This window comes from Streptomyces sp. NPDC005576, from assembly GCF_042871745.1.
Lineage (GTDB): Bacteria > Actinomycetota > Actinomycetes > Streptomycetales > Streptomycetaceae > Streptomyces.
In genome coordinates, this window is record NZ_JBIAJC010000003.1 from 42,663 (window position 1) to 68,005 (window position 25,343).

At 72.6% G+C, this 25,343-nt stretch carries 18 protein-coding genes; 14 read left to right on the top strand and 4 right to left on the bottom strand.

The window, feature by feature from the left end:
• The first annotated feature begins 14 nt into the window (after window positions 1–14).
• Window positions 15–1,409, top strand: a complete 1,395-nt coding sequence (locus ACFYPN_RS06430) for an ATP-binding protein (RefSeq protein ID WP_389297007.1) — start codon at window positions 15–17, stop codon at window positions 1,407–1,409.
• A 121-nt stretch (window positions 1,410–1,530) separates the two neighbouring features.
• Here the strand turns inward: ACFYPN_RS06430 and ACFYPN_RS06435 are convergent, their stop codons facing one another.
• Window positions 1,531–2,529 (bottom strand): TAXI family TRAP transporter solute-binding subunit, encoded by a 999-nt coding sequence (locus ACFYPN_RS06435; protein ID WP_358760774.1) that lies wholly within the window; start codon window positions 2,527–2,529, stop codon window positions 1,531–1,533.
• A gap of 93 nt (window positions 2,530–2,622) precedes the next feature.
• Here ACFYPN_RS06435 and miaB point away from each other — a divergent pair, with 93 nt between their 5' ends.
• Both miaB and ACFYPN_RS06445 read left to right on the top strand, forming a co-directional pair.
• On the top strand, window positions 2,623–4,152 hold the full coding sequence (gene miaB / locus ACFYPN_RS06440; RefSeq protein ID WP_389297009.1) for a tRNA (N6-isopentenyl adenosine(37)-C2)-methylthiotransferase MiaB: 1,530 nt from the start codon (window positions 2,623–2,625) through the stop codon (window positions 4,150–4,152).
• A gap of 87 nt (window positions 4,153–4,239) precedes the next feature.
• A complete protein-coding gene (locus ACFYPN_RS06445) occupies window positions 4,240–4,959 on the top strand; it encodes a class III extradiol dioxygenase subunit B-like domain-containing protein (RefSeq protein WP_389297011.1) in 720 nt (239 codons plus the stop codon).
• Window positions 4,960–5,165: 206 nt separating this feature from the next.
• Here the strand turns inward: ACFYPN_RS06445 and ACFYPN_RS06450 are convergent, their stop codons facing one another.
• Window positions 5,166–5,462: an antitoxin gene (locus ACFYPN_RS06450; RefSeq protein WP_358760777.1), complete on the bottom strand. Its 297-nt coding sequence runs from the start codon at window positions 5,460–5,462 to the stop codon at window positions 5,166–5,168.
• Between the two features lie 160 nt (window positions 5,463–5,622).
• Here ACFYPN_RS06450 and miaA point away from each other — a divergent pair, with 160 nt between their 5' ends.
• The 6 genes from miaA (at window position 5,623) to hflX (ending at window position 13,571) form a co-directional block, all read left to right on the top strand.
• Entirely contained in the window at window positions 5,623–6,561 is a 939-nt protein-coding gene (gene miaA / locus ACFYPN_RS06455; protein WP_389297013.1) for a tRNA (adenosine(37)-N6)-dimethylallyltransferase MiaA, read from the top strand.
• A 115-nt stretch (window positions 6,562–6,676) separates the two neighbouring features.
• A complete protein-coding gene (locus ACFYPN_RS06460) occupies window positions 6,677–7,114 on the top strand; it encodes a hypothetical protein (RefSeq protein ID WP_358760814.1) in 438 nt (145 codons plus the stop codon).
• A gap of 33 nt (window positions 7,115–7,147) precedes the next feature.
• Window positions 7,148–8,023 carry a diaminopimelate epimerase gene (dapF, locus tag ACFYPN_RS06465; protein WP_358760779.1) on the top strand — a complete coding sequence of 292 codons (876 nt, stop codon included), beginning with the start codon at window positions 7,148–7,150 and terminating at the stop codon, window positions 8,021–8,023.
• A 148-nt stretch (window positions 8,024–8,171) separates the two neighbouring features.
• A complete protein-coding gene (locus tag ACFYPN_RS06470; RefSeq protein WP_389297016.1) occupies window positions 8,172–10,205 on the top strand; it encodes a RelA/SpoT family protein in 2,034 nt (677 codons plus the stop codon).
• Window positions 10,206–10,405: 200 nt separating this feature from the next.
• Complete coding sequence (locus ACFYPN_RS06475) at window positions 10,406–11,920, top strand: M1 family metallopeptidase (protein WP_389297018.1); 1,515 nt, start codon at window positions 10,406–10,408, stop codon at window positions 11,918–11,920.
• Between the two features lie 130 nt (window positions 11,921–12,050).
• Complete coding sequence (gene hflX / locus ACFYPN_RS06480; protein WP_389297020.1) at window positions 12,051–13,571, top strand: GTPase HflX; 1,521 nt, start codon at window positions 12,051–12,053, stop codon at window positions 13,569–13,571.
• A 127-nt stretch (window positions 13,572–13,698) separates the two neighbouring features.
• Here the strand turns inward: hflX and ACFYPN_RS06485 are convergent, their stop codons facing one another.
• Window positions 13,699–14,934: a hypothetical protein gene (locus ACFYPN_RS06485; RefSeq protein ID WP_358760783.1), complete on the bottom strand. Its 1,236-nt coding sequence runs from the start codon at window positions 14,932–14,934 to the stop codon at window positions 13,699–13,701.
• A 482-nt stretch (window positions 14,935–15,416) separates the two neighbouring features.
• Between ACFYPN_RS06485 and ACFYPN_RS06490 the strand changes: the two genes are divergently transcribed.
• The 5 genes from ACFYPN_RS06490 (at window position 15,417) to ACFYPN_RS06510 (ending at window position 23,980) form a co-directional block, all read left to right on the top strand.
• Entirely contained in the window at window positions 15,417–16,796 is a 1,380-nt protein-coding gene (locus ACFYPN_RS06490; RefSeq protein ID WP_358760784.1) for a diaminobutyrate--2-oxoglutarate transaminase family protein, read from the top strand.
• A 28-nt stretch (window positions 16,797–16,824) separates the two neighbouring features.
• Window positions 16,825–18,705 carry an IucA/IucC family protein gene (locus tag ACFYPN_RS06495; RefSeq protein ID WP_389297022.1) on the top strand — a complete coding sequence of 627 codons (1,881 nt, stop codon included), beginning with the start codon at window positions 16,825–16,827 and terminating at the stop codon, window positions 18,703–18,705.
• 386 nt (window positions 18,706–19,091) lie between these two features.
• The gene (locus ACFYPN_RS06500) at window positions 19,092–19,985 is read left to right on the top strand and encodes a GNAT family N-acetyltransferase (RefSeq protein ID WP_389297024.1); all 894 of its coding nucleotides are present in this window, start codon (window positions 19,092–19,094) and stop codon (window positions 19,983–19,985) included.
• 60 nt (window positions 19,986–20,045) lie between these two features.
• On the top strand, window positions 20,046–21,971 hold the full coding sequence (locus tag ACFYPN_RS06505) for an IucA/IucC family protein (RefSeq protein ID WP_389297026.1): 1,926 nt from the start codon (window positions 20,046–20,048) through the stop codon (window positions 21,969–21,971).
• Between the two features lie 38 nt (window positions 21,972–22,009).
• Window positions 22,010–23,980, top strand: a complete 1,971-nt coding sequence (locus tag ACFYPN_RS06510; RefSeq protein ID WP_358760788.1) for an ATP-dependent DNA helicase — start codon at window positions 22,010–22,012, stop codon at window positions 23,978–23,980.
• 172 nt (window positions 23,981–24,152) lie between these two features.
• Here ACFYPN_RS06510 and lexA read toward each other — a convergent pair whose 3' ends face one another.
• On the bottom strand, window positions 24,153–24,950 hold the full coding sequence (gene lexA / locus ACFYPN_RS06515) for a transcriptional repressor LexA (RefSeq protein ID WP_358760789.1): 798 nt from the start codon (window positions 24,948–24,950) through the stop codon (window positions 24,153–24,155).
• Window positions 24,951–25,343: the final 393 nt, after the last annotated feature.

A 25,343-nucleotide genomic window follows, 5' to 3' on the forward strand; every position in this document is an offset into this window, starting at 1 on the left:
GATTCGCCGCTCCCGTGCGTACCCGTCTGCTGCCCCTGCTCATCGTGCTCATGGCCGCCGTGCTGCTCGCGCTCGGTTTCCCCCTCGCGATGAGCGTGGCCGGCGCCCAGCAGCAGCAGGTCGTCATCGACCGGATCGACGACACCGCGCGCTTCGCCGCGCTCGCCCAGTTCATCAGCGAACCGGTCGCCCCCGACGACGAGCGCCGCCGCACCCTGCAGGCGGACCTCGACGCCTACGCCACCGTGTACGGAATCCGGGCCGGCATCTTCTACCGCGACGACCGCTACCTGGCCAAAGCGCCGCTCACCTGGAACCTGCCCAAGGAGGGCGAGGGCCGCGCCGCCTTCCAGGAAGCGCTGCTCGGCCGCCGCTCCCACGACCCCCCGCAGGTCTGGCCCTGGCAGCGCGGCCGGATCGTCGTCGCCTCGCCCGTCGTGCGCGACGGGGACGTCGTCGCCGTCGTCGTCCTCGACTCGCCCACCGACGAGATGCGGGCCCGCATCCTGCACGGCTGGCTGATCATCGCCCTCGGCGAGGCCGCGGCGATGCTGGTGGCGGTCGGCGCCGCGTTCCGGCTCACCGGCTGGGTGCTGCTCCCGGTGCGCACCCTGGATGCCGCCACCCACGACATCGCGCGCGGCCGGATGCGCTCCCGCGTGGTCGAGGGCGGCGGTCCTCCCGAACTCCGCAGGCTCGCACGCTCGTTCAACGAGATGGCCGACAACGTGGAAGAAGTCCTGGAACAGCAGCGGGCGTTCGTCGCGGACGCCTCCCACCAACTGCGCAATCCGCTCTCCGCGCTGCTGCTGCGGATCGAGCTGCTCGCCCTCGAACTCCCCGAGGGCAACGAGGAGATCGCCTCGGTGCGGTTGGAGGGGAAGCGGCTGGCCCAGGTCCTCGACGACCTGCTTGACCTGGCGCTCGCCGAGCACGCCGAAGCAGACCTCGCTCTCACCGACGTCGCCGCCCTCACCGCCGAACGTGTCGCCGCCTGGCATCCGGTCGCCGACGGAAAGGGGGTGGGCCTCACCCAGGACGGGGCCCCGGCCGTCACCGCCTGGGCCGACCCGATAGCCCTCTCCAGCGCGCTGGACGCGGTGATCGACAACGCGCTGAAGTTCACCCCGCCCGGCGAGGACGTGACGGTGTCGGTCGCCGTGGAGGGCGCCGTCTCCACCATCGTCGTCGCGGACCGGGGCCCCGGCCTCACCGATGAGGAACTGGCGCGCGTGGGCGACCGCTTCTGGCGGAGCAACCGCCATCAGAACGTACGGGGCTCCGGCCTCGGGCTGTCCATCTCCCGGGTACTGCTCGCGGCGGGTGGCGCCTCGATCGCCTACGGCCGCAACGACCCCCACGGCCTGCGGGTCACGGTCTCCGTACCGCGCGACGCCCCCCGCGACTGACACGCCTCGTCCGCACGGCCTGCGCACCCGTTCCGCGCGGTCGGCGTCCCGTGCGCACGGTCGGCGCCCGGACCGGTGGTGCGGTCGGGACCGGTGGCCGGGCCTGCGGGGGCTCATGGGATCAGGGCTTGACCGAGCGGTAGTACTGCTGTGCGCCGTCGTGGAGCGGCAGCGGATCGGTGTAGATGGCCGTCCGCAGGTCCACCAGTTGCGCCGAGTGCACCTCCCGTCCGATCCGGTCCCGGCTGTCGATGACGGTACGGGTGAACGCCTCGGTCATCGCCGCGTCCGTGCGCTCCGTCGTCACCAGCAGATTGGCGACGGCGACCGTCGGCACGGACTGTCCGCGCTGCACCTCGGGGTAGGCGTCCGCCGGCATGACCGCTGCGCGGTAGTAGCGGGTCGAACCCCCCGCCGCCTGGAGCCGGCGGATCAGCTCGTCCTCCAGGGGCACCAGCCGGACGTCGGTCCGCCGCGCGAGCTCCTTGACCGCGTTGGTCGGCAGCCCGCCGGACCAGAAGAAGGCGTCGAGCTTCCCCTCCACCAGCAGCGACGGCATGGTGTCGATCCCGGCCGTCACGGGGGTGACCCCCTTCGCCGGATCGACCCCGGCTGCGGTCATCAGCCGGTCGGCGACCAGCTTCACCCCGGACCCGAGCTGCCCGACGCCCACCCGCTTGCCCCGCAGGTCGGCGACGCCGCGCACGGAGGAGGAGCGGGGCACGATCAGCTGTACGTAGTCGTCGTAGAGGCGGACACAGCCCCTCAGCCGCCGGGCACCGGGCCTGCCGCTGCGCAGGTACGTCGCCACCGCGTCGGCGGTGGCGATGGTGAAGTCCGCCTCACCCGCCGCGACCCGCTCGATGTTCTGCTGCGAGCCCTGACTGGTCCGCAGCTGTATGGACACCCCCGGCATGTCCGTGGCGAGCGCGCCTTCGAGCCGCTCCCCGTAGAGCTGGTACACCCCGGTCCGTACGCCGGTGGAGAAGACCAGGGAGCCGCTGGGCGAAGGGCTGTCGAGCGGCAGCACCCACCAGAGCAGGAGTCCCAGCGAGACCGTCGAGGCGGCGCCCGCGCGCAGCACGCGGCGGCGGGTGGGGGAGGGGCCGGTCGGGGACATGGCCGCGATCCTGCCAGGCGGGGCCCCGGGCTGGCCAGAGCCGGCCGCGGCGGGCGGGGGAGGGGGCTTTCCCGGAGCGCCTACCCTTGAGGGATGACCAGCAGCAGCGACCGGAGCCTCGCAGTGGACGTTCAAGAACGCAAGAGCTACGAAATCCGTACGTACGGATGCCAGATGAACGTCCACGACTCGGAGCGGCTGTCGGGCCTGCTGGAGGGCGCCGGTTATGTCCGCGCACCCGAGGACGCCGACGGCGACGCCGACGTCGTCGTCTTCAACACCTGCGCGGTCCGCGAGAACGCCGACAACAAGCTCTACGGCAACCTCGGCCGGCTCGCCCCGATGAAGACCAAGCGCCCCGGCATGCAGATCGCCGTCGGCGGCTGTCTCGCGCAGAAGGACCGCGACACCATCGTGAAGCGGGCCCCGTGGGTGGACGTGGTCTTCGGCACGCACAACATCGGCAAGCTCCCGGTGCTGCTGGAGCGCGCCCGTGTCCAGGAGGAGGCGCAGATCGAGATCGCCGAGTCCCTGGAGGCGTTCCCCTCGACGCTCCCCACCCGCCGGGAGTCCGCCTACGCGGCGTGGGTCTCCATCTCGGTCGGCTGCAACAACACCTGCACCTTCTGCATCGTGCCCGCCCTGCGCGGCAAGGAGAAGGACCGCCGCACCGGCGACATCCTGGCCGAGATCGAGGCGCTGGTCTCCGAGGGCGTCTCCGAGATCACCCTGCTCGGCCAGAACGTCAACGCCTACGGCTCCGACATCGGCGACCGCGAGGCGTTCTCCAAGCTGCTGCGGGCCTGCGGGAAGATCGAGGGCCTGGAGCGCGTCCGCTTCACCTCCCCGCACCCCCGCGACTTCACCGACGACGTGATCGCCGCGATGGCCGAGACGCCGAACGTCATGCCGCAGCTCCACATGCCGATGCAGTCCGGCTCGGACACCATCCTGAAGGCCATGCGCCGCTCCTACCGGCAGGAACGCTTCCTCGGCATCATCGAGAAGGTGCGCGCCGCGATGCCGGACGCCGCCATCTCCACCGACATCATCGTGGGCTTCCCCGGCGAGACCGAGGAGGACTTCGAGCAGACCATGCACGCGGTGCGCGAGGCCCGCTTCGCCAACGCCTTCACCTTCCAGTACTCCAAGCGCCCCGGGACCCCGGCCGCGGACATGGACGGGCAGATCCCCAAGGAGGTCGTGCAGGAGCGCTACATGCGCCTCTCCGCCCTCCAGGAGGAGATCTCCTGGGAGGAGAACAAGAAGCAGGTCGGACGCGTCCTGGAGGTCATGGTCGCGGAGGGCGAGGGCCGCAAGGACGGCTCCACCCACCGCCTCTCCGGCCGCGCCCCCGACAACCGCCTCGTCCACTTCACCAAGCCGGAGGGGACCGTGCGCCCCGGTGACGTGGTGACGGTCGAGATCACCTACGCCGCCCCGCACCACCTGCTCGCCGAGGGCCCCACCCTCGCCGTGCGCTCCACCCGCTCGGGCGACGCCTGGGAGAAGCGGAACGCCGCCGCGGCGGCCAAGCCCGCCGGCGTGATGCTGGGCCTGCCGGCCGTCGGCGCCCCCGCCCCGCTGCCCGCCGCCTCCGCGCCGGGCTGCGGCTGCGACTGACCCGTCCCCTCACGGGAGGCGGGCCCCGCCCTGCTCCACGGGCAGGGCCCGCCCTCCCACGAGGAGGCGGCCAGTACGCTGACCGGCATGCTTGTCGCCGCCGCCGTGAGCCCCTGTCCGCCCCTGCTGGTCCCCGAAGTCGCCGCCGGGGCCGCACCCGAGCTCGACCCCCTCCGGGCAGCCTGCGCCGAGGTCCTCGCCGTCCTGGCGGAGGCCGGCCCCGATCTGCTGATCGTGGTCGGGCCTGCCGGCGAGGGCGAGCGCGGCGTCTTTCCCTCGGGGAGTGCCGGGAACTTCCGCGCCTTCGGCGTGGACCTCGGCGTCCGGCTGGGCCCGGCCGCCCCTGACGACGCCCTGCCGTCCCGGCCGCTGCCCGCCTCGCTCGCCGTGGGCGCCTGGCTGCTCGCCACGACCGACTGGACGGCGTCCCCCGTCGAAGGGCTCGGCGTGGGCGAGCCCCTGTCCCCGGAACGTTGCGCCGAGGCAGGACGGGGCCTCGCGGAGCGCGCCGGCCGGGTCGCGCTGCTGGTGATGGGCGACGGCAGCGCCTGCCGCAGCGTCAAGGCGCCCGGTTATCTGGACCCCCGCGCCGAGGGGTTCGACGCCGTCGCCGCGCGCGCCCTGGGCGCGGCGGACGTGTCTGCCCTCGCGGAGCTCGACGCCCCCCTCGCGTACGAGCTGAAGGCGGCGGGCCGGGCCCCGTGGCAAGTGCTCGCGGGCGCCGCGGACGGGGTCGGCCTCCGTGGGCGGTCGCTGTACGAGTGCGCGCCCTACGGAGTGGGGTACACGGTCGCCGTCTGGTCCTGAGCGGTCGCGAGTGAGGTCGCCGGAGTGGTGCCGGTCCGAGTGGTGTCCGGCCCGTTCCGGCCACCGTCCCACCCGGACGGGCCACGCGAACGGGTGAGGGGAACGGGTGACGGCCGCGGAGCCGGGCTCCGCGGCCGTCCTTCGGGCGCTGTGTGCGGTCGTGCCGTCGTGCCGTCGTGCCGTACGGGTGTGCTGTACGGCACGCCTCAGCGGGCCGGCGGGGGCGGCGGGGGAGTACCGCCCGTGCCGCCGAAGCCCGTGGTCGGGCCCGGACCCTGACCGTCCTTGTGGCCGAGGCGGTCCACCGTCTCCTTGGCCTTCTGCGTACCGCTCTGGATCTTGTCGCTGTACTTGCCCTTGGTCCGCTGGTCGACCGTGCGCGCGGCCTTGTCCAGGCCCTGCTCGATCTTGCCCCCGTGCTGGTGCGCGAGGTCACCGACCTTGCCGCCGACCTTGTCCTTGGCCGGTCCCAGCCGGGCCTTCAGATTGTCCAGGAACCCCATGGGTCACCTTCCGTGCCGTGGTTGCTCGGGCCGAGCCTGCTCCCGCACCGTCACTCCTGTCCGGTGCCGCCGACTTTACTCGCCAGCGACAAAAGGCGCGTAATCGTACAAATGGAATGGGTCGGTCGGCGGGGCGCGGGAGGTTTGGGAGACTGGGGCGGTGAGCAGACCAGTTCCCGCCCCCCGCGTCATCACCGTCGTCGGCCCCACGGCGGCAGGCAAGTCCGATCTGGGGGTCTTCCTCGCCCAGCGGCTGGACGGCGAGGTGGTCAACGCCGACTCCATGCAGCTCTACCGGGGCATGGACATCGGCACCGCGAAACTGACCCTCCCCGAACGCGACGGCGTCCCGCACCATCTCCTGGACGTCTGGGACGTGACCCGGACCGCCAGCGTCGCGGAGTACCAGCGGCTGGCTCGGGCGGAGATCGACCGCCTGCTCTCGGAAGGACGGACCCCGATCCTGGTCGGCGGCTCCGGGCTGTACGTGAAGGGCACCATCGACGCCCTGGAGTTCCCGGGCACCGACCCGGAGGTGCGCGCCCGGCTCGAACAGGAGCTGGAGGAGCGGGGCCCCGGCGCCCTCCACGAGCGGCTCGCCGCCGCCGACCCGGATGCGGGCCGGGCGATCCTGCCCAGCAACGGCCGCCGCATCGTCCGCGCCCTGGAGGTCATCGAGATCACCGGCAAGCCGTTCACCGCCAACCTCCCGGGCGAGGAACCCGTCTACGACGCCCTGCAGATCGGTGTGGACGTCGAGCGCCCGGAACTCGACGCCCGGATCGCCCTGCGCGTCGACCGGATGTGGGAGGCGGGCCTGGTGGACGAGGTCCGGACACTGGAGGCCCAGGGGCTGCGCGAGGGGCTCACCGCCTCCCGCGCGCTCGGCTACCAGCAGGTCCTGGCGGCACTGGCCGGCGAATGCACCGAGGACGAGGCCCGTGCCGAAACCGTGCGTGCCACCAAGCGTTTCGCGCGCCGCCAGGATTCCTGGTTCCGGCGTGATCCGCGGGTCGTGTGGCTGGGCGGCGGCGAGATGGACCGGGAGGAACTCCCGGACCGGGCACTGACGTTGGTCGAACGAGCGGTCACACTCTGATCACGTGATGGCATCGGGACGCCCCGCGCGTCCTTTCCGCCCGCGCGTTCGTGCCATCATCGAGCATCGATCGATACAGGGAAGTCCGAGTTCCGAGTGGGGAGGGCGCGTGGCGATGGAGGCCGGCCCTCGTGACACGGAGCGGGAAGCGGTGGAGAGGCGACTCGCCGCCGATCGTCTCAACTCCGACCTGCCCGACGAGAGCGTCGTGACGCCCGAGGTCGAGGTCGAACTCCGACCGGCCCGCCGGCTGCGGATCTGGCAGCTCGCCCCGATCGTGGTGCTCGCCGCGATCGGTTCGCTGATGTTCGCGTTCCCGCTCGCCTTCGAGTTCGGCGACGGCGGTGCCGTCGTCGCCATGCTCGGCCTGCTGATCAGCGGCTGCGCCGCGGGCTGGGGCATGATGGCCGCCCGCCGCGTGGGACACACCTGGCCGGGCCTGCCCGCGCGGGGCTCCGGCATCCGTCCCGACTGGCGCGTGATCGCGCTGTACGGGGTGCTCGCTCTCGCCCTGGTGGGCCTCGCCGTCTGGCGCGTGGCCCGCCTGCGCTGACGGGTCCCGCCCCGGCGCCCGTACAGTTGCCTTGTGAGCACCGAGCAGATCTCCTTCTTCAAGGGTCACGGCACCGAGAACGACTTCGTGATCATTCCGGACCCGGACAACGCCCTCGACCTGCCGCCCGCGGCCGTCGCGCGGCTCTGCGACCGCCGGGCGGGCATCGGCGGTGACGGGCTGCTGCACGTCGTGCGCTCCGCGGCCCACCCCGAGGCCCGCGCCGTGGCGGACGAGGCCGAATGGTTCATGGACTACCGCAACGGCGACGGCTCGATCGCCGAGATGTGCGGCAACGGCGTGCGCGTCTTCGCCCGCTACCTGCAGCGCGCCGGACACGTCGAGGCGGGGGATCTCGCGATCGCCACCCGCGGTGGGATCAAGAGGGTGCACCTCGCCAAGAACGGTGACATCACCGTCTCCATGGGGCGGGCCGAGCTGCCCGCCGAGGGAGTCACCGTCTCCGTCGACGGCCGCAGCTGGGAAGCGCGCAACGTCAACATGGGCAACCCGCACGCCGTCGCCTTCGTGGACGACCTGGCGCACGCCGGGAACCTGTTCACCGAACCCGCGTACAGCCCCGGTCCGGTGTACCCCGAGGGCGTGAACATCGAGTTCGTCGTCAGCCGGGGCACCCACCACGTCGCGATGCGGGTGCACGAGCGCGGTTCCGGCGAGACCCGTTCCTGCGGCACCGGCGCCTGTGCCGTCGCGGTGGCCTCGGCCCGCCGGGACGGCATCGACCCCGCGGTGACCGGCACGCCCGTCACGTACACCGTCGACCTGCCCGGCGGCACGCTGGTGATCACGGAACACCCGCACGGCGCCATCGAGATGACCGGCTCGGCCGTCATCGTCGCCGAAGGTGTCCTCGACGCGGAGTGGCTCGAATCGGTGCTCGGACGATAACCCGACCACGTTTCGCTCGAACGGGTGATCCGCTTCACGCGGCGCGAGAGGCGGACTGCCGTACGTGGTGGGGTCGGTAGCATCAAGCACCGGCCCGGGGACACCAAGGTCTGCCTCTCACCGCCGGTCGACGTCGCCGGAGGTGCCCATGAGTGCAGAGGCCGCCAGTCCAGGTGTTCCCGTCCGTAAACGCTCCCGTCCCCGGATCGATCTGCGCAGACTCGGCCGGGTGGCGCTCCTCGGGCCGGTCTCCCGGGGAAGACTGCCGGACGCCATCGGCCATGTGGCGGAGGCGCACCGCGCGCATCACCCGGACGCCGACCTCTCCGTGCTGAGCCGGGCTTACGTCCTCGCCGAGTGCTCCCACCGCGGCCAGATGCGCAAGAGTGGTGAGCCCTACATCACCCACCCGCTCGCCGTGACCCTGATTCTCGCCGAACTCGGCGCGGAGACCACGACCCTGACGGCCTCTCTGCTCCACGACACCGTCGAGGACACCGAGGTGACGCTCGATCAGGTGCGTGAGGAGTTCGGCGAGGAAGTCAGCTACCTCGTCGACGGCGTCACGAAGCTGGAGAAGGTCGACTACGGTGACGCCGCCGAGCCGGAGACCTTCCGCAAGATGCTCGTCGCCACCGGCAACGACGTCCGGGTCATGTCGATCAAACTCGCCGACCGCCTCCACAACATGCGCACCCTCGGGGTGATGCGGCCCGAGAAACAGGTGAGGATCGCCAAGGTCACCCGGGACGTGCTGATCCCGCTCGCCGAACGCCTCGGTGTGCAGGCGCTGAAGACCGAACTGGAAGACCTCGTCTTCGCCATCCTCCGCCCCGAGGAACACGCGCACACCCAGACGCTGATCGCCGAGTCGGAGAGCGGGCCGAGTCCTCTCACCGCCATCGCGCAGAACGTCCGCAGCACCCTGCGCGAGGCCGGCATCACCGCCGAAGTCCTCATCAGGCCGCGCCACTTCGTCTCCGTCCACCGGGTCCGGATGAAACGCGGGGAGTTGCGCGGCACCGACTTCGGCCGGCTCCTCGTGCTGGTCGGTGAGGACGCGGACTGTTACGCGGTCCTCGGTGAACTCCACACCTGTTTCACCCCGGTGATCTCCGAGTTCAAGGACTTCGTCGCCGCCCCCAAGTTCAACCTGTACCAGTCGCTGCACACCGCGGTCGTCGGCCCCGGCGGCGCGGTCGCCGAAGTCCTCATCCGTACGCACCGGATGCACAAGGTGGCCGAGGCGGGCGTGGTCGCCCTCGGCAATCCGTACGCGCCGGACGTCACCGCACCCGCCGGGGACGAACCGGCCGACGGCGAACGCGCCGACCCCACCCGGCCCGGGTGGCTCTCCCGGCTGCTCGACTGGCAGGAGTCCGCGCCGGACCCGGACACCTTCTGGAGCACCCTCCGCGCCGATCTGGCCGAGGACCGCGAGATCACCGTCTTCCGCACCGACGGCCGCACCCTCGTCCTCCCGGCAGGCGCCAGCTGCGTGGACGCCGCCTACGCGCAGTACGGCGACGGAGCCCACGGATGCATCGGCGCGCGGGTCAACGGCCGCCTCGCCACCCTCGCCACCGCCCTGGGCGACGGCGACACCGTGCAGCTCCTGCTCGCCCGCGACACCGCCTCCGGCCCGTCCCGGGAGTGGCTCGACCACGCCCGTACCCCCGCCGCGCGCATCGCGATCGCCGGCTGGTTCGACGCCCACCCGGAGGACGCCGCCTCGCAGGACGCCGAGGACGCCCGGTACGCCCCGTACGCCGACGGGCCGGCCGGGGCGGAGGACGGGGACGACGGCGGGCCCGGCTGGCCCCCGGCACACCCCCGGCAGCAGCCCGGGGCGACCGCGGTGACCGGTGACCCGGACGGTGACACGGACGGCGGTGCGGGTGGCGGCGCGGCCGGTGACAGGGGCGGCGACGTGGGTGGGGACGCCCCCGCGTGCCTGGTCACCCTCGTCGCGGAGTCCTTCGGGCGCCCCCGGCTCCTCGCCGACCTCACCGAGGCGATCGCCACCGCGGACGCCGCCATCGTCTCCGCCACAGTGGAGCCGCCCAGCGAGCAACGGGTGCGCCACACCTACACCTTGCAGCTCGCCGGCGCGGAGGCACTCCCCGCTCTCGTGAGGGCCATGCGGGACGTCGCCGGGGTCTACGACGTCAGTCGCGCCTGAGGCTGTGCGGGGCTGAGGGGCTGAGCGTGCCGGAGTGCCCACAGGTCCTGAAGCCCGGGTGCCCGAGCGTCTCGGCGCCCGGAAGCCCGGCGGCCCTCGGGCGGGCCCTGCCGCCGGGCGGCCCGCCCGGCCATCTCGTTCGGGTGGCCCGGCAGCGCGTCGCCCCGCGCCGGGACGATCACCGCTGATAGCGGTGATCCATGCCGCCCACCTCCCGCCGCCTGCGCACCGTCCTGCTGGCCGCCGCGTCGGCCGGCCTGATCGCCGCCGCACCGCCCACCCCTCCAGGAAGCGGCCCCCTCGGAATCGGGGACCCGCTCTTCCCGACGCTCGGGAACCCCGGGTACGACGTCCTCTCGTACGACATCGACCTCGACTACGGCGGCCGCAACACCGAGCCGCTCGACGCGGTGACCGTCATCAGGGCACGGACCACCGAGCCACTGGACCGCATCAATCTCGACTTCGCCCGGGGAGAGGTCCGCTCGGTCGCGGTCAACGGACTGGCCGCCCGGTTCACCGGCGAGGACGAGGACCTGATCGTCACGCCGGCCGCACGGCTGCCGGCGGGGGTGCCGCTGCGCATCACCGTCCGGCACACCAGCGACCCCGCCCAGGGCGCGGGCAGCGGCGGCTGGGTGCGTACCGGTGACGGCCTCGCCCTCGCGGGCCAGGCCGATGCGGCGCACCGGGTCTTCCCCTGCAACGACCACCCGGCCGACAAGGCGTACTTCACCTTCCGCCTCACCACCCCCGAGCAGCTCACCGCCGTCGCCAACGGGCTGCCGACCGGGGTGAGCCGCCGGGGTGCCACGGTGACCCGGACCTTCCGCACCGAGCACCCGATGGCCACCGAGCTCGCCCAGGTCTCCATCGGCACCTCCGCGGTCCCGCACCGGAGCGGCCCCGGCGGCCTGCCGCTGCGCGACGTCGTCCCGGCGGCGGACGAGGCGGTCCTGGAACCCTGGCTGAGCCGGACGCCCGCCCAGATGGAGTGGATGGAGCGGCAGGTCGGTCCCTACCCCTTCGAGACCTACGGACTGCTGGTCGCCGACACCGTCACCGGCTTTGAACTGGAGACCCAGACACTCTCGCTCTTCGAACGCCGGCTCTTCACCACGGACCCCCACCCCGAGTGGTACGTCGACTCGGTGATGGTCCACGAGCTGGCGCACCAGTGGTTCGGCGACAGCGTCTCCCCGGCGTCCTGGTCCGACCTCTGGCTGAACGAGGGGCACGCGAGCTGGTACGAGGCCCGCTACGCCGAGGAGCGGGGCGGCCCCACGCTGGAGCGCCGCATGCGGGACGCCTACACCCGGTCCGACGGCTGGCGGGCGGCCGGCGGGCCCCCCGCACGCCCCGCCCCGCCGGCGGCCGGGCAGAAGCTCGACCTGTTCCGGCCGGTGGTCTACGACGGCAGTGCCCTGGTCCTCTACGCGCTGCGCCAGGAGATCGGCGAGGACGCCTTCGGCCGACTGGAGCGCGCCTGGGTGCGGGGGTACCGCGACGGGTCCGCCACCACGGGGGACTTCGTCCGGCTCGCCTCGCGCGAGGCCGGACGCGATCTCTCGGCGTTCCTCGACGGCTGGCTGTACGGGGGGAGGACCCCCGCGATGCCCGGCCACCCGGACTGGCACGGCACTGCCCCGAAGGCGGCCCGGCCGGCCGGAGGATCCACGGCACCGGTCCACGCCACCACGGGGAAACCCGCATGACGGGCCCGGTGGCCGCGTGCCAGTATCAAGGGGTCGGCAGAGCGGCCGGACCGGTGGATCCTTCGGGAATCATCCGGGGACGTGACGCGTTGTGACTGTCACTACGAGAAACCTTCGACGTAAGGATCCAATGACCTCCTCTTCTTCCCTTCCCCAGGACGCGCAGGACGCGCAGAGCGCCACGGAGTCCGACTCCGGACGTGCCACCGAGAGCCTTCGGGCCGACGCCCTGATGGAAGAGGACGTCGCCTGGAGCCACGAGATCGACGGAGAGCGGGACGGCGAGCAGCTCGACCGGTCCGAGCGTGCCGCGCTGCGACGCGTGGCCGGACTCTCCACCGAGCTCGAGGACGTCACCGAGGTCGAGTACCGGCAGCTCCGTCTGGAGCGTGTGGTGCTCGTCGGTGTATGGACCTCCGGGACCGTGCACGACGCCGAGATCTCCCTCGCGGAGCTGGCCGCCCTCGCCGAGACGGCGGGCGCCCAGGTGCTCGACGCCGTCTACCAGCGCCGTGACAAGCCGGACCCGGCCACCTACATCGGCTCCGGCAAGGCGCTGGAGCTGCGGGACATCGTGCTCGAGTCCGGCGCCGACACCGTCGTCTGCGACGGTGAACTCAGCCCCGGCCAGCTCATCCACCTGGAAGACGTCGTCAAGGTCAAGGTGGTCGACCGGACCGCGCTGATCCTCGACATCTTCGCCCAGCACGCCAAGTCCCGCGAGGGCAAGGCGCAGGTCTCCCTGGCACAGATGCAGTACATGCTGCCGCGGCTGCGGGGCTGGGGCCAGTCCCTCTCCCGGCAGATGGGTGGCGGCGGTTCCAGCGGCGGTGGCGGCATGGCCACGCGTGGTCCCGGTGAGACCAAGATCGAGACCGACCGGCGCCGCATCCGCGAGAAGATGGCGAAGATGCGCCGGGAGATCGCCGAGATGAAGACCGGCCGCGAGATCAAGCGGCAGGAGCGCAGGCGGAACAAGGTGCCCTCGGTCGCCATCGCCGGTTACACCAACGCCGGCAAGTCGTCCCTGCTCAACCGCCTGACCGGGGCCGGTGTCCTGGTGGAGAACTCCCTGTTCGCCACCCTGGACCCGACGGTCCGCCGGGCCGAGACGCCCAGCGGCCGGCTCTACACCCTGGCCGACACCGTCGGGTTTGTACGACACCTGCCGCACCACCTGGTCGAGGCGTTCCGCTCCACCATGGAGGAGGTCGGCGACTCCGACCTCATCCTGCACGTGGTGGACGGCTCGCACCCCGTCCCGGAGGAGCAGCTCGCCGCCGTGCGCGAGGTGATCCGGGAGGTCGGTGCCACCGGCGTCCCCGAGATCGTCGTGATCAACAAGGCGGACGCGGCGGACCCGCTGGTCCTCCAGCGGCTGCTGCGCGCGGAGCCGCACGCCATCGCCGTCTCGGCCCGTACCGGCGCCGGGATCGACGAGTTGCTCGCGCTGGTCGACGCCGAACTGCCCCGGCCGTCCGTGGAGATCGAGGCTCTGGTCCCGTACATCCAGGGCGCCCTGGTCTCGCGGGTGCACGCCGACGGCGAGGTGATCTCCGAGGAGCACACGGCGGAGGGCACCCTGCTGAAGGCCCGGGTCCACGAGGAACTCGCCGCGGAGCTCGCGGTGTTCGTCCTCGCGACTCACTGACCGCGACCCGCTGACCGCGACCCGCTTACCGCGACCCGCTGACCGCGAAAGCGCCGCGCACCAGCGGTACGAGCCGGAGGCCCGGCCGATCCCCCCACGGGGAACGGCCGGGCCTCCGGCATGAGCGTCACTCTCCCGCGTACTTGCGGCTCACCCCGTCGTAGACCTTCCGGGCCTCCTTGCCCAGGCGCGGTCCGGCGAGCCAGCCCGCCGTGACCGGGCCGATCGAGGTGTTGGAGAACAGGGCGGGCTTGCCGTCGGCCCCCTCACCGACCCAGCCGCCGCCCGAGGCGCCCCCGGTCATCGAGCAGCCGATGCGGTACATCGTGGGCTGGTCCTGGAAGACCGAGAGCCTGCCCGGGGTGTCGTCGCAGCGGAACGCCTTCTGCCCGTCGTACGGGGGAGCGGCCGGGTAGCCGGTCGCCGTCAGCGAGGAGATGCCGGACACCGCGGGGGCGTCGAAGTCGACCGGCAGTGCGTGACCGACCGTCTCCTCCAGCGACGTGGCCGACGCACCGGTCTCCGGCGTCACGTGCAGTACCGCGAAGTCGTACGGGGCGCCCTGGCCGCCGGTGGACGCACCCTGCGCGATCCACTGGTCCGAGGTGGAAGCCCAGTCGCTCCACCACACGCCGTACGGAGCTATCTCCTCCTTGGAGGCGCTCTCCAGCTTCGACGTCTCCATGCCGCTGTCGTTGTACCCCGGGACGAAGGCGATGTTGCGGTACCAGCCGCCCGCCTTGCCCGCGTGCACACAGTGCCCCGCGGTCCACACCAGGTTCGACTTGCCCGGGTGCGCCGGGTCCTCCACCACGGTGGCGGAGCAGACCATCGAACCCTCGGGCCCGTCGAACAACAGCTTGCCGCTCTCCGGGACGCTGTCGTGGTACGGCGTCGGCGCCTCTGCGGCCTCCCGCACGGCGGGGGTCGGGTCGGTCACCCCCTCGTCGCCGGAGATGTCGTCGGCGACGGGCTGCTCCGGGGAGGTGTCGGCGTCCCGCATCCGCTGCGGATCCCAGAGGTTCTCGATGATCGGGTTGACGTAGTCCTTGGCCTCACGGAGCCACTGGTCCTTGTCCCAGTTCTTCCACTCGCCGTTCCGCCACTTGTCGAGATCGATCCCGTGTTCCTTGAGGCGGTTCTTCAACTCGTCCGGAATGACGACTTTCCCGTCCGAGGAGGCTGCGGAGGAGGCCGCGGCCGAACCGGTGGGCTCCTTGGCCGCATCGTCCTCCCCGGGCCCGCAGGCGGTAGCCGTGAGCGCGAGCACCGTCGCGAGGGCGGCGGCGGCCAGTACGGACGAAGACCTGCGGCGCCCGCCCCTCCCGTTCCGGGCGGCATCGATCGGGTGAATGGGTCGCATCTGGTGATCCCCCTGGGACTTCGTCGTTCGTCGCTGCGTACGGCACCCCGGTGACCCGGTGCGCCATGCCTGTCCGCGTCCGCGGTCCCGTGCCGCCGGACGCGGGACGGAGCCCGAATGCCTCGTACCCCGTGCCCGGTTGAGCAACGGCCCTGTGCTGAGCGGCCTCTACTATGCCGTTGCTGTCGGAGACCGTGCCGGGCAGGGCCATGGTTCCGCTCCGTCAGCTTCCGTCCGGGCGCCCTCAGGTACTGCGAGCAGCCGCTCAGGTTCGGCCGCCGCAAGGATCTTCCGGTGCACCCGTGATCCCCGGCCCGTTGGCTCGTTGGTCCGTACGGGGGACACACGTCCGGAGTTCGCCCGCGCACTCCGCTGCCGGGAGAACGTACTCCGGGAGGCCCCCACATGACTACGTGACGACATGACTACGTGACGACATGACGACGTGCAACGCAACCGTGACCGCAGGAGGATCAACAGCCGTGGCCGTGACCGAAACAGCACCGGCGGCCCTGCCCGCGGCGCACGAGGGCATTCTCCGCCGCCAGTCGCTGCGCGAATCGGCGGCGCGCACCTACGCGCGCTCCCTGCCGATCGTGCCCGTGCGGGCGCGCGGCCTGACCATCGAGGGCGCGGACGGCCGCAGATACCTCGACTGTCTCTCCGGTGCGGGCACTCTGGCGCTCGGCCACAACCACCCCGTGGTGCTGGAGGCCATCCGCAAGGTGATCGACTCCGGTGCGCCGCTGCACGTGCTCGACCTCGCCACCCCCGTGAAGGACGCCTTCACCACCGAGCTGTTCGCCACGCTCCCCGGCGAACTGGCCCGCGACGCCCGCATCCAGTTCTGCGGGCCCGCCGGGACGGACGCCGTCGAGGCCGCGTTCAAGTTGGTGCGCGCGGCCACCGGCCGTACCGGCCTGCTCGCCTTCACCGGCGCCTACCACGGCATGACCTCCGGGGCGCTGGACGCGTCCGGCGGCGCGAGGGAGGTCCGCGTGACGCGTCTGCCCTTCCCGCAGGACTACCGCTGCCCCTTCGGGACCGGCGGGGAGCGGGGAGCCGAGATCGCCGCCCACTGGACCCAGCACCTGCTGGACGACCCCAAGGGCGGGGTCACCGCGCCGGCCGGGATGATCCTCGAACCCGTGCAGGGCGAGGGCGGGGTCAACCCCGCGCCCGACGCATGGCTGCGCCGGATGCGCGAGATCACCGCCGACCGGTCCATCCCCCTGATCGCCGACGAGGTGCAGACCGGCGTCGGCAGGACCGGCCGCTTCTGGGCCGTCGAGCACAGCGGGGTGGTGCCCGACGTGATGGTGCTGTCCAAGGCCATCGGCGGTTCGCTGCCGCTCGCCGTGATCGTCTACCGCTCCTCGCTCGACCTCTGGCGGCCCGGCGCCCACGCCGGCACCTTCCGCGGCAACCAGCTCGCCATGGCGGCCGGCGCGGCCACCCTGGCGTACGTCCGCGAGAACCGCCTGGCCGAACGCGCCGCCGCGCTCGGGGAGCGCATGCTCGGCCGGCTCCGCGAGCTGGCCGCACACCACCCCTCCATCGGCGACGTCCGGGGCCGCGGCCTGATGATCGGGGTCGAACTCGTCGACCCCGAGGCCGCTCCCGCACATGACGGCGGCGCGCCCCCGGCCGATCCGGCCTTCGCCGCCGCCGTGCAGCAGGAATGCCTGCGCCGCGGCCTCATCGTCGAACTCGGCGGGCGCCACGACGCCGTCGTCCGGCTCCTGCCGCCCCTCACCCTCACCGACGAACAGGCGACGGCGGTACTCGACCGCCTCGCCGACGCACTGCAAGCCGCAGAGGGCTCGCCGCACCGGCGGGCCGCCGCCGGGTCGCTCCGCTGACCCCGCAACCCCTCACAAGGAAGAAGCCGTGAACCCCACCCCCGCGCCCGAGGCCGACACCCCCCTCCCCAGCCAGCTCCGAGGGCAGCACGCGCCGCTCGGTCCGCGTACGGCCGAGGCGACGACCGTTCCACGCCAGAAGGCCGGCCGCTACGAGGACGAGGGCGACGAGGGCGCCCCGGTCCCGCACGCGGACCCGCTGGACGATCCTGACCCGTACCGCGCGGCCGACGTCGCGGGCGCCGAGAGCCTGCTGCGCTGCTGGGCGCGGGAGAACGACCTGCCGCGCCCAGAGAGGGACACCCTGCGCATCCCGCTCCCCGCCAGCGGCACCGCCCTCCTCGTGCCGGTGCTGTACTGGTCGCCGACCGGCCACCACCGCTTCGGCCCGGCCGCCCTCGAAGGTGCCCCCGCGGGATCCCCGTGCGCCGACGCGGTCACCGTCGCCGCCCTGCTCTGCCGCGAGGGCGACCCGCACGCCGCCGCCGAACTCGTGGGCCGGGTCGCCGACTCCGTACGCCACACCACCGGGTTCCTCACCCAATGGCGCCGCACGCCCGAGGAGCCCCCCGGCACCGACCCCTTCCTCGCCGCCGAGCAGTCCCTGTTGCACGGACACCCGCTCCACCCGACACCCAAGAGCCGCGAAGGGCTCTCGGAATCGGAGGCCCGGCTCTACTCGCCCGAACTCCACGGCAGCTTCCCGCTCCACTGGATGGCCGTCGACCGCTGTGTCCTCGCCACCGACTCCGCCTGGACGCGCGACGGCCGTCCGGTCACCGCCGAGGAACTGCTCGCTCCGCACACCGGAGGGCTGCGCCTGCCCGAGGGCACGGTCGCCCTGCCGGTCCACCCCTGGCAGGCCGAAGAGCTTCGGCGGCGCACCGAGGTCACCGAACTCCTGGACGCGGGACTCCTCCACGACCTCGGCCCCGCGGGAGGCCGCTGGCACCCCACCTCCTCGGTACGGACCGTGTACCGGCCGGGCGCGGGCGTGATGCTCAAGCTCTCGCTGGGCGTACGCATCACCAACTCCCGCCGGGAGAACCTCCGCAAGGAACTCCACCGGGGAGTGGAGGTGCACCGGCTCCTCGGCGGCGGCCTCTCCGCCGAGTGGCGCCGGGCCCACCCCGGGTTCGACATCGTCCGCGACCCGGCCTGGCTCGCCGTCGACACCAAGGACGGCACCCCGGTCCAGGGGCTCGACGTGGTCCTGCGGAACAACCCGTTCGGCCCGCACGACGACGCCCTCTGCGTCGCCGGCCTCACTGCGGTACGCCCCCGCCGCGGGCGTACCGCGATGCGCTCACGGCTGGCGGAGGCCGTGTCCCGCCTCGCCGAGCGGACCGGACGCACCGTCGGCGCCGTCTCCGCCGAGTGGTTCCTGCGCTACCTCGACCGCGTCGTACGCCCCGTCCTCTGGCTCGACGCCCACGCCGGGGTGGCCCTGGAGGCGCATCAGCAGAACACCCTCGTGCTGCTCGACGCGGACGGCTGGCCCGTGGGCGGCCGGTACCGCGACAACCAGGGGTACTACTTCCGCGAGTCCCACCGGGGCGCGCTCGACCAGCGGCTGCCCGGCATCGGCGCCGAGAGCGACACCTTCGTCTCCGACACCGTCACCGACGAGCGGTTCGCCTACTACCTGGGCATCAACAACGTCTTCGGGTTGATCGGCGCCTTCGGTTCCCAGCACCTCGCCGACGAACACCTCCTGATCGACGCGTTCCGCCGCTTCCTGCGTTCCGCCGCCCCCATGGGCTCGCCCCTTCCGGCGTACCTCCTGGAGACCGACCGGCTGCGCTGCAAGGCCAACCTGCTGACCCGGCTGAACGGCATGGACGAACTCGTCGGACCCGTCGACACCCAGTCCGTGTACGTGACCATCACCAACCCGCTGAATTTCTGAAGCACCCACCCGCCGAAGTGCTTACGTCCCCGGTACGCGTCGACGGCCCTCCGTCCGGATCGTGCCGGGAACCGGGCGCGAGGCCGGGCGCCGTGCCTCGGCGGCGTAACCGGCCGCCGTCGAGGCTTCGGCCCGGCCTCCCGCCTCCGCCGCGGCCCCCTGGCGCGGAACGCCGCACCCGCCCGGGGCCCGCACCGGCCCCGCACGGGCCCCCGGCGAGGCGCCGGGGCTGGGTCTCCACCGGCTCTCGGCCGGGGGCACGGGCCGTCGTGCCCGCCGGAGACCGGGCCGCCGGTGCGCGGGAGAACCGGGGGCGCCGGTGCCGTCGGCGCGCGGGAGATACAGGGCGCCGGGACCGCCGGTACCCAGGAGAGGAGAACGTCGTTGTGCCACCTGTCGACACGCCCGGGAACCCGGCGGCCGGACCGGTTTCACGGAAGGCCGCGGGCGGACAAGATGCCAGGATGACGCGAGCAGAAGACCCCTGGGCGACCGGCGGGGCGGCCGCAGGACCGCCCCCGCACCGCCCGGTGACCGCTGTCGAGGACACCCTGGACCTCCGTCTGACCGAGGAACTCCTGGCGGTGTTCGCCTCGGACGCCTCGGACGCCTCGGACGCCTCGGACGCCTCGGACGTCTCGGATACCGCGGACGCCTCGGACCTCCCACCCGCACTCCGGCGGACGCCTGCCGGCGGCCCCGGGGCGTCCACGCTGCTGGACGCGCCCGGCGCCTGGCACCCCGCCACCACGGCCGCCGGAATCTTCCGACTGGTGCCCGTACGGCTCGGACGCGACCTCGCCGTCATCACCCGCTGGATGAACGATCCGGCTGTCGCCGCCTTCTGGGAACTCGCGGGGCCCGAAGAGGTCACCGCCCGCCACCTCGCGGCGCAGCTCGAAGGCGACGGGAGGAGCGTCCCGTGCCTCGGTGTCCTCGACGGCAGGGCGATGAGCTACTGGGAGATCTACCGCGCCGATCTCGATCCGCTCGCCCGCCACTATCCGGCCCGCCCCCACGACACCGGGGTGCACCTGCTGATCGGCGGGGTCACCGACCGGGGCCGGCGGGTCGGCACCACGCTGCTGCGCGCGGTGGCCGACCTCGTGCTCGACCACCGTCCCTCCTGCGCACGCGTCGTCGCGGAACCCGACCTGCGCAACACCCCCTCCGTCTCGGCCTTTCTGAGCGCGGGATTCCGTTTCTCCGCCGAAGTCGAACTGCCCGAGAAGAGGGCCGCCCTGATGATCCGCGACCGAGCCCACCGAGACCACCTGTGAAGAACACGCCGAAGCGCGCACACCGCTCGAACCCCATCGGTTCCGTCCCGAGGAGTCCCCGTGCAGAAATATCCCGTGAGCCCTGAACCGGCGGGGCGCCAGCAGCTTCCGGACCGCCCGGAGCTGAACAGAGCCGTCTGGGACCGGGTCACGGCCCAACTGCTCGCGAAGATGCTCGGCGAGTTCGCGTACGAGGAGATCCTCCTGCCGCTCCCGCAGCAGCCGCCCGTCACCACGGACGGCACCGGCGAACCGTACGCGCTCCTCCTCGACGACGGGGCCACGCTCGCCTTCCGGGCCCGCCGAGGGGTGTACGGAAGCTGGCGCGTCGACCCCTCCTCGGTCCGCGAGACCACCGCACCCGGGAACGGGGACGAGTACGCGAATGGGAACGGGAACGGGGGGGGCAACGGGGACGGGAACGGTTCCCCGCAGGGGCGGCCGTTCCGCGATCCGCTGCTCTTCCTCACCCGCGCCCGCCGCCTCCTCGGGCTGGACGGCGCCACCCTCGGCCACCTCGTGCGCGAACTCACCCGCACCCTGGCCGCCGACGCACACCTCGCCCACACCGCCCTCGGCGCGGCCGAACTCGCCGACCTCGGCTACGCCGAGCTCGAGGGCCACCAGACCGGCCACCCCTGGCTGGTCGCCAACAAGGGGCGCCTCGGCTTCTCGGCCACCGACGCCGCCCGCTTCACCCCCGAGGCGCGCGCCGCCACCACCCTGCCGTGGATCGCCGTCAGCACCCGGATCGCCGGCTACCGCGGCGGACCCGGGCTCGCCACCCCCGACGAGCTGTACGCCCGCGAACTCGACCCCGCCGTGCGGGAGGCCTTCGCGGCCCGGCTCGCCGACCGCGGGCTCGACGCGCGGGAGTACGTCTACCTGCCCGTCCACCCCTGGCAGTGGGACGAGTGGATCGTGCCTCTCTACGCCCCCGCCATCGCCGGGAACGACATCGTCCCCCTCTACGCCGACGGTGATCTGCGGCTGGCGCAGCAGTCCATCCGGACCTTCGCCAACGTGGGCCGTCCCGACCGCTTCACGGTGAAGCTCCCGCTGTCGATCCTCAACACCCTCGTCTGGCGCGGACTGCCGACCGAGCGCACCCTCGCCGCGCCCGCCGTCACCGGCTGGGTGCAGGGGCTGTGCGCCACCGACCCGTTCCTGCGCGACACCTGCGCGGTGATCCTGCTCGGCGAGGTCGCGTCCGTGACGGTGGAACATCCGCTCTACGACCGGCTGCCCGAGGTGCCCTACCAGTTCAAGGAGATCCTCGGCGCGATCTGGCGCGAGCCGCTGCCGCCGAGGCTGGCGGCGGGTGAGCGGGCGCGCACCCTGGCCTCCCTCCTGCACACCGACCCGGAGGGCCGCGCCTTCACCGCGGAACTGGTCGGACGATCCGGACTGGCACCCCGTGACTGGCTGGTCCGGCTCTTCGCCGCCCTGCTCCCTCCGCTCCTGCACTTCCTCTACCGGTACGGAACCGTCTTCTCGCCGCACGGCGAGAACGCCATCGTGGTCTTCGACGAACGGGACGTGCCCGTGCGGCTCGCGATCAAGGATTTCGTCGACGACGTCAATGTCAGCGCACACCCGCTGCCCGAGCACGACACCATGCCCGCGGACGTGCGCGCCGTGCTGCTGACCGAGGCGCCCTCCTTCCTCACCCAGTTCATCCACTCCGGGCTCTTCGTCGGTGTCTTCCGCTATCTCTCACCGCTCTGCGAAGAACAGCTGGGCGTCCCGGAGGGTGAATTCTGGTCACTTGTCAGGGCGGAGATCCTGCGCCACCACGCCCGGTTCCCTGAGCTGAAGGACCGGTTCGAGATGTTCGACATGCTGACGCCGGAGATCGAGCGGCTCTGTCTCAACCGGAACCGTCTGCTCGTGGACGGTTACCGGGACCGCCCGGACCGCCCGCACGCGGCCGTCCACGGCGTCGTCCCGAACCCGCTGCACTTCGCCGCATCCGTCCTGGAGTGATCGCCCCTGTCACTGCCGCGCCGTAGGCTGGTGCGGCTATGACGAAGCCATCCCTCACCGAGCTCCTCCATGCCGCCGTCGCCGCCGTCGGCGGTTCGGAACGGCCCGGCCAGGCCGCGATGGCCGAGGCCGTCGCCGGGGCCGTGGACGACAACGCCCACCTTCTCGTCCAGGCCGGCACCGGCACGGGCAAGTCCCTCGGCTACCTCGTCCCCGCGCTGGCGCACGGGGAGCGGGTCGTGGTCGCCACGGCCACGCTCGCCCTCCAGCGTCAGCTCGTGGAGCGGGACCTGCCGCGCACCGTGGAGGCGCTCCACCCGCTGCTGCGCCGTCGTCCCCAGTACGCGATGCTCAAGGGCCGCTCCAACTACCTCTGCCTGCACCGTCTGCACGAGGGCGTCCCGCAGGACGAGGAGGAGGGTCTCTTCGACCAGTTCGAGGCGGCGGCGCCGTCGAGCAAGCTGGGGCAGGACCTGCTGCGGCTGCGGGACTGGTCGGACGAGACCGAGTCCGGTGACCGGGACGACCTGACCCCAGGCGTCTCGGACCGCGCCTGGGCCCAGGTCTCCGTCACCTCCCGGGAGTGCCTCGGCGCCTCGAAGTGCGCGTACGGCGCCGAGTGCTTCGCGGAGGCCGCCCGGGAGCGGGCCAAGCTGGCCGACGTCGTGGTCACCAACCACGCGCTGCTCGCCATCGACGCCATCGAGGGCGCACCGGTACTCCCGTCGCACGAGGTGCTGATCGTCGACGAGGCCCACGAGCTGGTCTCCCGCGTCACCGGAGTGGCGACCGGCGAACTCACCCCCGGCCAGGTCGCCCGCGCGGTGCGCCGCGCCGCCAAACTGGTCAACGAGAAGGCGGCCGACGCGCTCCAGACCGCTTCGGAGGGCTTCGAGCGGGTCATGGAGCTGGCACTGCCCGGCCGACTCGAAGAGGTCCCCGAAGATCTCAGCTACGCGTTGATGGCGCTGCGTGACGCCGCCCGCACGGTGATCTCCGCACTCGGCTCCACCCGGGACAAGTCCGTCCAGGACGAGGACGCCGTGCGCAAGCAGGCGATGGCCTCGGTGGAGTCGGTCCACGCGGTGGCCGAGCGGATCACCCAGGGCTCCGAATGGGACGTCGTCTGGTACGAACGCCACGACCGGTTCGGCGCGTCCGTGCGGGTGGCCCCGCTCTCCGTCTCCGGGCTGCTGCGCGAGAAGCTCTTCGCCGAGCGCTCGGTGGTGCTCACCTCGGCGACCCTGAAGCTCGGCGGGGACTTCAACGGAGTCGGTGCCTCCCTGGGGCTCGCCCCCGAGGGCACCGCGGGGGAGGACCTACCGCAGTGGAAGGGGCTCGACGTCGGCTCCCCCTTCGACTACCCGAAGCAGGGCATCCTCTACGTCGCCCGCCATCTGGCCACCCCCGGCCGGGAGGGCGCCCGCACCGACATGCTCGACGAGCTGGCCGAGCTGATGGAGGCCGCCGGCGGGCGCACCCTCGGACTGTTCTCCTCGATGCGCGCGGCGCGGGCGGCGGCGGAGGTGCTGCGCGAGCGGCTGGAGAAGCCGATCCTGCTCCAGGGGGAGGAGACCCTCGGCGAGCTGATCAAGAACTTCGCGGCCGACCCGGACACCTGCCTCTTCGGCACCCTGTCGCTCTGGCAGGGCGTCGACGTGCCGGGCGCGAGCTGCCAGCTCGTGGTCATGGACCGCATCCCCTTCCCCCGGCCCGACGACCCGCTGATGAGCGCCCGGCAGAAGGCGGTCGAGCAGGCGGGCGGGAACGGCTTCATGGCGGTCGCCGCCACCCACGCCGCACTGCTGATGGCCCAGGGGGCGGGCCGGCTCGTCCGGGCCACCGGCGACAAGGGCGTGGTGGCGGTCCTGGACCCCCGTCTCGCCAACGCCCGGTACGGCAGCTACCTGCGGGCCTCGATGCCCGACTTCTGGTACACCACCGACCGCAACCAGGTCCGGCGTTCCCTGTCGGCGATCGACGCGGCGGCGCGGGCCGAGGGCCGCTGAACCGCGCGGCTCCTGTGCCGGTCCACGCACGGGTCCGCGTGAGGCCCTTGCGCGGGACAGCGCGCAGCACGGAGCCCCGGGGACCGCTCGTACCTCTACGGGGCGTTCGCCGGGGTTCCGTGCGCCAGGGCTGGTCTTCCGGGGTGGGGCTACCGGATGCGATCCACCGGGGTCAGACGCGCCGCAGTACGGCCACGACCTTGCCGAGAATGGTCGCCTCGTCACCGGGGATCGGCTGGTAGGCGGAGTTGTGCGGGAGCAGCCATACATGGCCGTCCTCGCGGCGGAACCGCTTGACGGTGGCTTCGCCCTCCAGCATGGCCGCGACGATGTCGCCGTTCTCGGCGACGGGCTGGCGGCGTACAGTGACCCAGTCGCCGTCGCAGATGGCGGCTTCGATCATGGAGTCGCCGACTACCTTGAGGACGAACAGCTCGCCGTCACCCACCAATTGGCGGGGGAGCGGGAAGACGTCCTCCACCGATTCCTCGGCGAGGATCGGACCTCCGGCCGCGATCCGGCCGACCAGGGGGACGTACGAGGCGGCGGGCTTGCCCGTCGTGTCCGTCTGCGTCGACATGGGCTGGTCGGAACCCCGGACTTCGTACGCCCGCGGGCGGTGCGGGTCCCTGCGGAGGAAACCCTTGCGTTCCAGGGCCATGAGCTGGTGGGCCACCGACGAGGTGCTGGACAGGCCGACGGCCTGTCCGATCTCGCGCATCGACGGTGGATACCCCCGGCGCTGCACCGAGTCACGGATCACCTCGATGACCCGCCGCTGCCGGTCGGTGAGGCCCGAACTGTCGGCCCGGATGCCAGGGGGACGCCCGGGCAAGGAGCGCGCGGCCCTGGGGGGCTCCGGCCCGTCCGGGTTCGTGACAGAGTCATTCATTGCATGCACCGGCTCAGGTCGGCTCGGAGAGCGGTGGTCCCGGGCAGTGATCGTGGCACTGTCGGCGCTGGTGGTCACATCGGCCCCTCTCGAAATGTTCTCCCTGGCTGGACAACGGTAGTAGCTTTCGAAAGGTTGCGCCAAACACACGTTCGAGTGAAAAACGCATAAAGGCATGCCATGCCTTTATGCCCGGGTGTATGCGCGGGGTGCGGACGGGCTCGTGAATGCGGCTCGTCACGGTACCGCCGCTCTTTCCGCATCGTGGCGGCGGCCCCCCGGGGCCAATCCCCGGCGCGCCCGGGGAGGGTGCGGCGGGGGCGCCCGCGGGCCCCCGCCGGCCCGGGGAAGGGTGACCGTGAGGGCGCCACCCGGCGTCCCGGCGCGCGGCTGTTTCCCGTACCCTCGTGCCTTGGCCGTGCGCGGCCCGGGCGCCCCGGGCCGGTCCGACACGCCTGGGGCAGAAACCGA

What these genes read in the sequence shown, in the direction of transcription:
- ACFYPN_RS06435 (WP_358760774.1), bottom strand. Translation starts at nt 2,529, where the DNA reads ATGTCCCCGACCGGCCCCTCCCCCACCCGCCGCCGCGTGCTGCGCGCG.
- miaB (WP_389297009.1), top strand. Translation starts at nt 2,623, where the DNA reads ATGACCAGCAGCAGCGACCGGAGCCTCGCAGTGGACGTTCAAGAACGC.
- ACFYPN_RS06445 (WP_389297011.1), top strand. Translation starts at nt 4,240, where the DNA reads ATGCTTGTCGCCGCCGCCGTGAGCCCCTGTCCGCCCCTGCTGGTCCCC.
- ACFYPN_RS06450 (WP_358760777.1), bottom strand. Translation starts at nt 5,462, where the DNA reads ATGGGGTTCCTGGACAATCTGAAGGCCCGGCTGGGACCGGCCAAGGAC.
- ACFYPN_RS06460 (WP_358760814.1), top strand. Translation starts at nt 6,677, where the DNA reads ATGGAGGCCGGCCCTCGTGACACGGAGCGGGAAGCGGTGGAGAGGCGA.
- ACFYPN_RS06470 (WP_389297016.1), top strand. Translation starts at nt 8,172, where the DNA reads ATGAGTGCAGAGGCCGCCAGTCCAGGTGTTCCCGTCCGTAAACGCTCC.
- ACFYPN_RS06475 (WP_389297018.1), top strand. Translation starts at nt 10,406, where the DNA reads ATGCCGCCCACCTCCCGCCGCCTGCGCACCGTCCTGCTGGCCGCCGCG.
- hflX (WP_389297020.1), top strand. Translation starts at nt 12,051, where the DNA reads ATGACCTCCTCTTCTTCCCTTCCCCAGGACGCGCAGGACGCGCAGAGC.
- ACFYPN_RS06485 (WP_358760783.1), bottom strand. Translation starts at nt 14,934, where the DNA reads ATGCGACCCATTCACCCGATCGATGCCGCCCGGAACGGGAGGGGCGGG.
- ACFYPN_RS06510 (WP_358760788.1), top strand. Translation starts at nt 22,010, where the DNA reads ATGACGAAGCCATCCCTCACCGAGCTCCTCCATGCCGCCGTCGCCGCC.